This window comes from Methylophilus sp. (assembly GCF_052173275.1).
In the GTDB taxonomy this organism is placed as follows: domain Bacteria; phylum Pseudomonadota; class Gammaproteobacteria; order Burkholderiales; family Methylophilaceae; genus Methylophilus.
Genome location: NZ_JBQMUL010000002.1, coordinates 2,878,201 through 2,889,156, shown reverse-complemented (window position 1 = coordinate 2,889,156; position 10,956 = coordinate 2,878,201). Strand labels below are relative to the sequence as shown.

Sequence of the window (10,956 nt, the reverse complement as noted above, 5' to 3'; positions counted from 1 at the left end):
ACATCAGCAACCTCTGTGATTAATCCTGTTCATGCAAAAGCCTTCCCCATTTGAACCCTTTAGCACGCCCAACTGGCTGAAACCAAAACAGCGGGACCGCGTGCTGCGCATCCCCGCCAGGCTGATGTGGGGCTTTTTGCTGTCGCTGCTGTTTCATGCGATTCTGTTCTGGGGGTTTTTGCTCGATTTGCTCAAGCCTATTGAAGAGCCGGCATCGCAATCGCCATTAAGTATCGTGCTCAATCCGGGCAAGCCCGCCGCCAGCCCACCTAAGGTGATCGAGCCACCAGTAGAGTTGCCTGAGCCGCCCAAACCGCAGCCCAAACCGAAACCGCAGCCTAAAGAAGCGCCCAAGCTGCCGAAGAAGATCATTCAATCGCAGAACCCGAACAGCACTTTCAAACTGCCTGAGCCCAAGCCGCAACCACGCCCGCAGCCTACGCCACAGCAGGCCCCGCCACCGGTGGAAGATTTTTCCAGCATGATCAAGCGCAGGCAATCTGATCGTAATTCTGAAGAAATTGCCGCCAAGCAGATTAACGATGCGGCAGCCGCGGCCGAGCGCGGGCCATCGGAAGATGAGCGCCGCACGAAAAACATCATGAACAATCTCAAGGTGGGCACCAATGGCCTGTTTGCGATCAAGCGCATGGACCCTTACAACGCGAGCTTCAGCTTTAAAGGCTGGGTGAATGATTACACATCGGCCAATACCCAGTTCTACCAGGTTGAAGCAGGCAATGGCGAAGATATCCGCCTGATCATGATACGGCGCATGATCGCGATCATCCGTGAACATTACAATGGCGATTTTGACTGGATCTCCAACCGTCTTGGCCGCACGGTGACTTTATCTGCCAGGCCCGCCGACAGTGCCGGGCTGGAAGATTTCCTGATGAAAGAATTCTTCGGGCCTAACTACAAGACCCAGGATTTGTACGGGCATTAAATTTCCCCCGGGCCACTATGCCAGACTCCCATGTTGACACGCCATTGCGGCAAGTGAATAAGTGGCAGGCAGGTGCAGCACTGGTGCTATCACTCATCGCCATCACCTGGCTGGGCCTGGCCTGTTTTGCCGTGCTCGGTGTGACGGTGATCACCATGCTGTATATGCTCAGTGTCCTCTGGGCGGCTTATTTTTTACGGTTCGCCTATGCGCTGAGCACAGCGTTGATTGCTTTTCTGCTGATCGATTACTGTTTTATTGAGCCCCGGTTTAGTTTTGGCATAGGTAGTACACAGTCCTGGGTGATACTGTTAGTGTTTGCCATCCTGGCTTTAACCGTCAGCAGTGTCATGCAGCAATTGAAGCAGCAAATGCTGCAATCCCGCGTGGCGGCGCAACAATCCGGTTTTTTCCAATCACTGGCAGAGTTGCTGGCTGCGCAATCCAGCACAGATGGGTTACTGCAAGCGGCTTGCCAGCATGTGCGGGATACGTTTGCGCTGCATGCAAGTGTCGTGCAGCGCTCTGATGAAGGTGTACTGGTCTGGCTCGCCGGAGAGCAACATCAACCCCACACCCTTGAAGCGAGCAGTGTGCAGTGGGCGTTGGACTATAACCGGGCGATCGGCGCGGGCACCAGTGACTGGCCCGACCTGGGCTATTGCCTGTTGCCATTCGGCTTTCCGCAGCGCGAAGTACTGGTGATCACTGCCACAGAATCATTACCGGCTTTACCTTTTCTGCAGTTGCTCACGCATCAATGTGCGCAGGCATATACCAAACTCTGCCAGCAAATCGCGCTGGCGCAGGCAGAGCGCAGTGCTGGTGAGGCGCAGTTTAAAAAGACGCTGCTGACCGCGCTGTCGCATGATATGCGCACGCCGCTGACAGCTATTCTTGGCGCGGTGGAGGTATTGACTGACAGGCACATCGCATTAACAGGCGATCAGTCTGAGCAACTGCTGCAAAGCATACAGGCCGAGACTGCTTATCTGACCCAGGCCACAGAAAATATCCTGACCCTGGTCAAACTAGAAACCGCTACAAACCACTTGCATCTGGACTGGCAATCGCCGCAGGAGGTGGTTGCACATGTGATCAGCAGATATCAGCGCCGTTCGCCGCCAGTGCAGTTAAAGCTCAATATGACTGATGAAGAAGTACTGGTCAGGATGGATGCGGTACTGGTAGCACATGCGCTGGCCAACCTGATCGACAATGCGATTTTCTGGCGTAGCGGGCACACGGCCATTGAGATCGCGCTGACCGTGGATACCTCATGGTTAAATCTCGCCGTGATCAATCAAGGCCCTGGGTTCCCTGATGATTTTGTGATCTCGGCGTTTACACCGCACGCACCACGGCCGGCAGGGTCACGCGGCTTTGGCCTCGGTCTTTCTATTGTGGATACCATCATGCAACTGCATGAAGGCAAGCTGGAGATTAGCGCATCGTCTGGCCCGGTTACCGCCTCTGCAGAGCAGCGTACTTGCGTACAACTACGCTTCCCGTTTACGCGTGCGGCTGAGCTTATGCAGGGCCATACCATATGAGCGCGCAGCCACAGCCGACTTTATTGCTGGTGGAAGATGATGCCGGTGTTTACCAGTTTTTGGTGCCCGCATTGTCTGCGCATGGCTACCGGGTGATACATGCGCGGGATTTAGCCCAAGCCCGGCAAGCCAGCGATTTTTCTATGGTGATCCTCGATCTGGGCTTGCCGGATGGCGATGGTGATCAGTTGATCACGACTTTGCGCGCGTATTCTGATGTGCCTATCCTAGTGCTATCTGCTCGTCAGGATGAGCAGGATAAAGTGCAATGCCTGACCATGGGTGCGGATGACTACCTGATGAAGCCGTTTGGCCTGCCGGAATTGCTGGCGCGGATACAGGTCGCCTTGCGCCGCACGGCCATGATGCAGATGCGCGACCATATATATCAATTTGAAGGGCTGGTGATCAACCGTGCCAGCGGTATTGTCAGCCACAATGGCACGCAACTGCATTTAAGCCCGATTGAACATGCATTGCTCATGTTGCTGGCGAGCAAGCCCGGTACTATTTTTACCCATAGCCAGTTACTGACGCAGGTATGGGGGGCTGAGTATGTGCATGATACCCACTACCTGCGTATCCACATTGGCCGCTTGCGGGCCAAGCTGGAGGCTACGCCTGCCTCTCCGCGCTATGTGCTGACTGAGCTGGGTATCGGTTACCGGCTAGCCTGATAGACAATTTTCTTCGTCGATTCATTTTTCGTTTAACTGTCTCTCATCTCGTTTATGCGATTGATATACGTGCACGCGTATAGTGCAGCCATCAATCACTAACAAGAGGATGCGATGGACAACTTATCAATCAGAAAAAGCGGCCTGGCGGCCCTGGCACTGGGTGCGATCGGTGTGGTGTATGGCGATATCGGCACCAGCCCGCTGTATACCATGCAGGTCATTTTCAGTGAGAGCACCGGCGTGCCGCTCAATCAAACCAATATCCTGGGCGCAGTGTCGGCCATTTTTTGGCTGCTGACCTTTGTCGTCACTTTTAAATATGTGCTGCTGGTTTTACGCGCGCATAACAAAGGCGAGGGCGGGGTGATGGCTTTGTTGTCGCTGGCACTTTCGAGCTTGCAGCCGCAAGATAAACGCGCAGGAAGCCTGCTGTTGCTGGGGGTGCTGGGCGCGGCCTTGTTTTATGGTGATAGTGTACTGACACCTGCAATTTCGGTGTTGTCTGCCGTCGAAGGCCTGCAAGTGGTATCACCGGCAATGGCAGCACAGGTATTACCCATTTCGATTGGTATTTTAATCGGGCTGTTCTGGTTCCAGCGGCATGGTACGCATGCGGTCGGGCGCTTTTTTGGCCCGATTGTGATCGTCTGGTTCCTGGCGCTGGCGAGCATAGGCCTGTGGCAAATTTCGCAAGTGCCTGAGGTGTTGCAGGCGGTCAACCCGCAATATGCCTGGCAATTCCTGCAATCGCGTGGCGGTGCCATGTTTATCGCTATAGGCGCGATATTACTGGCAGTGACAGGGGCTGAAGCCTTGTATGCCGATATGGGCCATTTTGGGCGGCCTGCCATCCAGATGGCATGGCTAGGGCTGGTGTTTCCCTGTCTGGCGCTGAATTACCTGGGGCAGGGCGCATTGTTGTTGCAGCACCCTGAAGCCGCCAGCAATCCTTTCTATCTGTCTTTCCCGCAACCTTTGCTGATCCCGGCGGTGATCCTGGCGACACTGGCCACGATTATTGCCTCGCAGGCGGTGATTTCCGGGGCATTCTCCATGACCCGCCAGGCCATACAATTAGGGTTTTTACCGCGTATGCGTATCATCCACACGTCAGCCAGTGAGTCCGGACAAATCTACATGCCGGCCGTCAACTGGGCTTTGTTGCTCGCGGTGATCATCGTCTGTCTGGCCTTCCAGAGTTCATCGGCACTGGCATCCGCTTATGGTATTGCGGTCACTGGCACGATGCTGGTGACGACTATCCTGCTGTTTTTCGTGATGCGCCACCGCTGGCAGTTTCCCGGCTGGCTGAGCTGGTCTTTGCTAGGCGTGCTGGCCGTGGTCGATGCGGTACTGTTTGGTTCGGCTAGCATGAAATTTATGCAAGGCGGCTGGTTTCCGATCGCGTTAAGCGTGTTGCTGATTGTCTTCATGACTACCTGGAAAAAAGGCCGCCACTTGCTGCTGACCGGCATGGTCGGCTCAGACCCGAAACTCACGGCATTCATCACCAATATTAGTGAGAGTAAACTGCCACGCGTGCAAAGAACGGCAGTGTATATGGTCTCCAACCTGGAGACAGTGCCGCAGGCACTGTTGCATAACCTCAAACATAACCAGGTATTGCATCAACGTAATTTGTTTGTGAAGGTCGCGTTTGAGGATGTGCCATTACTCAACACCCAGGAACGTATGCAGCTACAAAAACTGGCGGATGGATTCTGGCAGGTAGAGCTACGTTACGGGTTTATGCAGCATGCCGATGTGCCGCAAGCATTGCTCGGGCTGCTGCTGGATGGTGAAGCACTGGACCCATTCAGCAACTCTTACTTTTTGAGTCGCGATATCATCGTGCCGGATGTGGGTGGCGGCATGCCGCGCTGGCGCGACCAATTGTTTTCAGTGATGTCGCGCAATGCCAGCAGTGCAGTGGAATATTTCAATATTCCGGCCAATAGTGTGATTGAGCTGGGGAGCAGGGTGCAGATATAAATGACGCTGAATGAGAGAAGGCGGTAGCTGAAAAAACAGCTGCTTGCCGGATATCCGCAAGATAAATACGTGACATAAAAAAGGTACCTTGCAGGAGCCATGCAAGGTACCGAATTAAAATATCTACTGTTCACTACTTCACATAGCAAAATAACTGAAAGCAGCGCATGGCAATCTAGCTTTATGCCGCAGCGGCGATCTTGTAACTTTCTTTGCTGACCGGTTTACTCTGATGGGCTGGTTTTGTGTCCGGTAGTTTGTACTGGTCCACCGTTTCCGTCAGTTTGTTGGCTTGTTCAACCAGAGACATGGCTGTAGCAGCCGCTTCTTCCACCAGCGCCGCATTCTGCTGGGTCACTTCATCGATCTGGTTCATGGCCGCGTTGATCTGGTCTATGCCTGTGGTTTGCTCGGCAGATGCAGCGGTGATCTCTGAAATGATCGCTGCAACATTCTTGATGGAGTGCAACATTTCTTCCATGGTGCCGCTGGCTTGGTCTACATATTGCGAACCACTGGCGACGATGCTGGACGAATCTGCAATCAACTGTTTGATTTCCTTGGCGGCAGTGGCTGAGCGTTGTGCCAGATTGCGTACTTCATTGGCCACCACGGCAAAGCCGCGCCCTTGTTCACCGGCACGCGCAGCCTCAACGGCAGCGTTTAACGCCAGGATGTTGGTCTGGAAAGCGATACTGTCGATCACGGTCAGAATTTCTTCAATGTGCGAAGAGCTTTCAGTGATTTCTGCCATGGTCTGCACGACTTTGGCAAACACTTCACCGCCTTTATTAGCCACATCGCTGGCTTTATTGGTCAGGATATTTGCCTGCTTGGCATTTTCGGCGTTATGTCTGACGGTCGCGGCGATTTCTTCCAGGCTGGCAGCGGTTTCTTCCAGCGAGCTTGCCTGCTCCTCGGTGCGTTGCGACAAATCATTATTGCCCATGGAAATCTCAGACGCAGACAAATAGATGGTTGCGCCCGACGTTTTAACGGTGGCCAGAATGCCGGTCATGGCATCGATGATGATATTGATGCCTTCACACAGCTGTTTGATTTCGCCGGATTTATCCGAAGTCGGGATCCTGTGGGTCAAATCGCCGGTCTGGGTATAACGCACTACATCGTCCACCGCCTGTTTCATGGCATGTGTTTCTTTGACTTTGGCACTGATATCCGTTGCGTACTTCACCACTTTGAACGGTTTGCCATCCATGTCAAAAATAGGGTTGTAAGTCGCTTGCAGCCAGATTTCCTTACCACCTTTACCTACGCGCTGGTATTGGCCATTATCGGGCTGGCCACGACCTAAGTTCTCCCAGAACTGTTTGTATTCCGGGCTCCTTTTATAAGCATCCCCCACAAACATACTGTGGTGGTTGCCTATGATTTGCTGCGCGTTGTAACCGGTAACCGCCGCAAAGTTATCATTTACGGCCAGAATATTGCCTTTAAGGTCAAACTCGATCACGCCCATCACTTTGCTGATCGCCGCAATCTGCCCGGAGAAATCCGCATACTGCAATTTTTCGCGGGTGATATCGGTCGCGTATTTCACGACCTTGAACGGCTTGCCATCCATGTCAAAAATCGGGTTATAACTGGCTTGCAGCCATATTTCGCGGCCGCCTTTACCAATGCGTTTATACTGGCCGTCGCTGGAGACGCCCTGGGCGAGCTGCAGCCAGAACTGCTTGTATTCTGCGCTGCTTTTATATTCAGGCGTGGCAAACATACTATGATGGTTGCCGATGATTTCCTGCGCACTGTAACCAGTCACCGCCGCAAAGTTATCATTCACAGAAAGAATATTGCCCTTGAGGTCGAATTCAATCACGCCCATGACTTTGCCAATGGCAGCGATCTGGCCTGAAAAGTCGGCATGCTTGAGTTTTTCGCTCGTAATATCGGTAGCATATTTCACCACTTTAAATGGCTTGCCATCGGTATCGAAAATAGGGTTATAGCTGGCTTGTAACCAGATTTCGCGGTTGTCCTTGCCAAAGCGCTTGAATTGCCCGTTATTGGCGACACCCAAGGCCAGGTTTTCCCAGAACTGCCTGTATTCAGTCGTGTCTTTATAGTCGGGTGCCACGAACATGCTGTGGTGGTTGCCGACGATTTCCTGCGCGCTGTAGCCGGTCACAGCTGCAAAGTTGTCATTGGCCGAGAGGATATTGCCTTTGAGGTCGAATTCAATGACGCCCATCACTTTTCCGATAGCTGCGATCTGGCCTGAATAATCGGCATTCTTGAGTTTTTCCTGAGTGATATCGGTGGCATATTTCACTACTTTGAATGGCTTGCCATCGACATCGTAAATCGGGTTGTAGCTGGCTTGCAGCCATATTTCGCGGCCATCTTTGCCTACACGTTTAAATTGACCATCACTGGCCTGGCCCTTGGCCAGTTTTTCCCAAAACTGTTTGTATTCGGTGCTGGTTTTGTACTCAGCTGTCACAAACTTACTATGGTGCTGCCCGGTGATCTCCTGGGCACTGTAGCCGGTCACTGCCGCAAAGCTGTCATTTACTGCAAGGATATTGCCCTGCAAATCGAATTCGATCACGCCCATCACTTTGTGGATCGCGTTTATTTGACCTGTCAGATCAATCTGCTTGAGTAACTGTTCTTTACTGGGATTCTTAATTCCATTGAAAATACCGAGCATGTCAATTTCTCCAGGTCATAAAGTAAGATAAAAAATATTTAATTTATATTAATATACTTGCTGGATTTTCAACGAGTGAAATAGAGAGGCATTAGTCCTTCAATTGATTGTCGTAAATGTATTTGTCAAATATGGTTGCTATCAGCCGATATCGTGGCTATTTTCTTTAAAACCAGCCCAGATAAAGATCAGGGCCCATTTGTGTATGCAAAATATATTGAAACAGCCAGAGACAAGCCACAATAAAAAAACCCGTCAACAGACGGGTTTTTTTATTCAATCATGTCACTACGATAGGGTTAAAAAGCGTCCCAACCAGCTTTATCCGAACCGGTTCTGGCCTTTTGTGCATAACTTTGGCTTCTGGATTGCAATTGTGACGTGGAAGCTTTGCCAGAAGATGTAGCGGAGCCAGTGGAGAGGAATTGATAATGACTGACAGTTTCTTGCAGTTTTTCTGACTGATCCACCAGTGACATCGCAGCAGCTGCCGCTTCTTCAACCAGCGCGGCATTTTGCTGGGTGACTTCATCCATTTTTGAAACGGCCATATTGATCTGGTCAATACCACTGCTTTGCTCCACCGAAGCGGCTGTGATTTCGCTGATCAGTTGCGAGAAGCGTTCAATCACCGTGACCAAATCTTCCATGGTGCCACTGGCCTGCTCAACATAGGTAGAGCCGTTAGCGACTTTGGCGGCGGAGTCATTGATCAGCAACTTGATTTCCTTGGCGGCGCTGGCAGAGCGTTGTGCCAGGTTACGCACTTCGCTGGCGACCACGGCAAAGCCGCGACCTTGCTCGCCCGCACGCGCGGCCTCAACGGCGGCATTCAACGCCAGGATATTGGTCTGGAAGGCGATACTGTCAATCACCGAAATGATTTCTTCAATGCGTGAAGAGCTTTCAGTGATTTCTGACATGGTGGACACCACTTTGCCAAATACCTCGCCACCTTTGGCTGCAATGTTGCTGGCCTGGTCGGTCATCTGGTTGGCCTGTTGTGCATTTTCAGCATTATTTTTTACATTAGAAGCGATTTCTTCCATGCTGGAAGCGGTTTCCTGCAGTGAGCTGGCCTGCTCTTCAGTGCGTTGGGATAAATCATTATTGCCATGTGAAATCTGTGAGGCGGCCGAACTGATCGCTTCACCAGCGACCCTGATCGCAGATAAGATCTCAGTCATTTCATCTACGATAGTGTTGACACCCTCACACAGGGTTTTGATTTCGCCTTGTTTGTTATCTGTGACTATCCTTTGTGTCAGGTCGCCACTCTTGGTGGCCGCAACCACTTCAGCGGTTTCCTGCACCGCCAGTTTCATGGCGTTGGCTTCGGCTACTTTACTGGTGATATCCGTTGCATACTTCACGACTTTGAATGGTTCGCCGTCGGAATTCAGAATAGGGTTGTAGCTCGCTTGCAGCCAGATTTCTTTGCCGTCTTTACCCACGCGTTTATATTGGCCTTCATCCGCTTTGCCTTTGCCCAGGTTTTCCCAGAACTGTCTGTATTCCTGGCTGCTTTTGTACACAGGGTCTACAAACAGGCTATGGTGCTTGCCGATGATTTCCTGTTTGGTATAGCCGGTGACGGCGGCAAAGTTGTCATTCACATCAATGATCTTACCTGTCAGGTCAAACGCGATCACGCCCATGACTTTGTCAATCGCGTTAATCTGGCCAGAGTAGTCTGCGTTCTTGAGTTTTTCTTTAGTGATCTCGGTAGCGTATTTCACTACCTTGAAAGGCTTGCCGGTCGCATCAAAGATCGGGTTGTAACTGGCTTGCAGCCAGATTTCCCTGCCACCTTTACCAACCCGTTTATATTGGCCTTCATCGGCCTTGCCATTGCCCAGGTTTTCCCAGAATTGTTTGTATTCCGTGCTGTTTCTGTAAGCCGTATCCACAAACAGGCTGTGGTGCTTGCCCAGGATATCTTCGCGGCTATAACCGGTGACAGATGCAAAATTATCATTCACATCCGTGATATTGCCTTTCAGATCAAAGGTGATCACGCCCATCACTTTGGCAATCGCATTGATCTGGCCCGAATAATCTGAATTCCTGAGTTGGCTGACGGTGATATCAGTGGCATATTTTACGATTTTGAAAGGCTTGCCGGTCGTATCCAGGATAGGGTTGTAGCTGGCCTGCAACCAGATTTCCCGGCCACCATTACCCACGCGCTTGAATTGGCCTTCGATGGCTTTGCCATTGCCCAGGTCTTCCCAGAACTGCCTGTATTCCGGGCTGTTTTTGTAAGCAGTTTCTACAAACAGGCTATGGTGCTGGCCAACAATCTGTTCCTTGTTGTAACCGGTGACGCTGGCAAAATTAGCATTGACGGCCAGGATATTGCCTTTGAGGTCAAACTCGATTACGCCCATGATCTTGTTAATGGCGGAGATTTGCCCTTGTGACTCTGCGTCACGCTGTTTCTCGGCCGTGATGTCGAAGGCATATTTGATGACTTTGTATGATTTGCCAGTTTCATCGCTCACCGGCACATAGCTGGCTTCCAGCCAGATCTCTTTACCGCCTTTACCTATTCTTCTGAACTGGCCGTTATCTGCTTTACCGCGACCAAGACTTTCCCAGAACTGTTTATATTCAGCGCTTTGCTTATAGTCCGGGTCAACAAACAGGCTGTGATGCTGGCCTATGATTTCCTGCTTGCTGTAACCGGTCACCGCAGCAAAGTTATCATTCACCGCCAGGATATTGCCGCGCAGGTCAAACTCGATCACGCCCATCACCTGATGAATGGCTTGTATCTGCCCGCTATCATCACGATGTTTGACGTCGCTGGTTTTAGCGGTTTTACCAGTCAGTTTGTTCAGAAAATCGATACTCATATGTATTGGCCTCACTGCAAGTTAGGTTTTAATTATTGTTGCTCGTTATCTAACGTATATTAAATACTGAACATAGATAAAAGGATTTGCCGAAAAAGCGCAGGTTTATGCTCCATTTCCATCACGAAAGCAGGTTTTTGCCCTTTGTTTTTCGATTTGCGTAAATCTATTTACATACTTAACGAAGGTTGATGAGTGTGCCTCTCTTAGTTTTAACGCATCATTTTTAATAGCAGATTCAGATTTTGAA

The 10,956-nt window shown here is 51.1% G+C and carries 6 protein-coding genes; 4 read left to right on the top strand and 2 right to left on the bottom strand.

Annotation, left to right across the window (positions count from 1 at the left end; genetic code table 11):
- Nucleotides 1-31: 31 nt before the first annotated feature.
- From ACTS9Y_RS15035 to ACTS9Y_RS15020, 4 genes are all read left to right on the top strand, one after another.
- The gene (locus ACTS9Y_RS15035; RefSeq protein WP_442586717.1) at nucleotides 32-949 is read left to right on the top strand and encodes a hypothetical protein; all 918 of its coding nucleotides are present in this window, start codon (nucleotides 32-34) and stop codon (nucleotides 947-949) included.
- Between the two features lie 17 nt (nucleotides 950-966).
- The gene (locus ACTS9Y_RS15030; protein WP_442586716.1) at nucleotides 967-2,502 is read left to right on the top strand and encodes a sensor histidine kinase; all 1,536 of its coding nucleotides are present in this window, start codon (nucleotides 967-969) and stop codon (nucleotides 2,500-2,502) included.
- Nucleotides 2,499-3,179 (top strand): winged helix-turn-helix domain-containing protein, encoded by a 681-nt coding sequence (locus ACTS9Y_RS15025; RefSeq protein ID WP_442586715.1) that lies wholly within the window; start codon nucleotides 2,499-2,501, stop codon nucleotides 3,177-3,179. Before ACTS9Y_RS15030 ends, ACTS9Y_RS15025 begins: the two co-directional genes overlap by 4 nt.
- Before the next feature lie 114 nt (nucleotides 3,180-3,293).
- Entirely contained in the window at nucleotides 3,294-5,174 is a 1,881-nt protein-coding gene (locus ACTS9Y_RS15020) for a potassium transporter Kup (protein WP_442586714.1), read from the top strand.
- 181 nt (nucleotides 5,175-5,355) lie between these two features.
- Here the strand turns inward: ACTS9Y_RS15020 and ACTS9Y_RS15015 are convergent, their stop codons facing one another.
- Nucleotides 5,356-7,848, bottom strand: a complete 2,493-nt coding sequence (locus ACTS9Y_RS15015; RefSeq protein WP_442586713.1) for a methyl-accepting chemotaxis protein — start codon at nucleotides 7,846-7,848, stop codon at nucleotides 5,356-5,358.
- A 299-nt stretch (nucleotides 7,849-8,147) separates the two neighbouring features.
- The gene (locus ACTS9Y_RS15010; protein ID WP_442586712.1) at nucleotides 8,148-10,706 is read right to left on the bottom strand and encodes a methyl-accepting chemotaxis protein; all 2,559 of its coding nucleotides are present in this window, start codon (nucleotides 10,704-10,706) and stop codon (nucleotides 8,148-8,150) included.
- Nucleotides 10,707-10,956: the final 250 nt, after the last annotated feature.

Coding starts and splice junctions, on each gene's coding strand:
- ACTS9Y_RS15010 (WP_442586712.1), bottom strand. CDS start 10,706: ATGAGTATCGATTTTCTGAACAAACTGACTGGTAAAACCGCTAAAACC.
- ACTS9Y_RS15025 (WP_442586715.1), top strand. CDS start 2,499: ATGAGCGCGCAGCCACAGCCGACTTTATTGCTGGTGGAAGATGATGCC.
- ACTS9Y_RS15030 (WP_442586716.1), top strand. CDS start 967: ATGCCAGACTCCCATGTTGACACGCCATTGCGGCAAGTGAATAAGTGG.
- ACTS9Y_RS15020 (WP_442586714.1), top strand. CDS start 3,294: ATGGACAACTTATCAATCAGAAAAAGCGGCCTGGCGGCCCTGGCACTG.
- ACTS9Y_RS15015 (WP_442586713.1), bottom strand. CDS start 7,848: ATGCTCGGTATTTTCAATGGAATTAAGAATCCCAGTAAAGAACAGTTA.
- ACTS9Y_RS15035 (WP_442586717.1), top strand. CDS start 32: ATGCAAAAGCCTTCCCCATTTGAACCCTTTAGCACGCCCAACTGGCTG.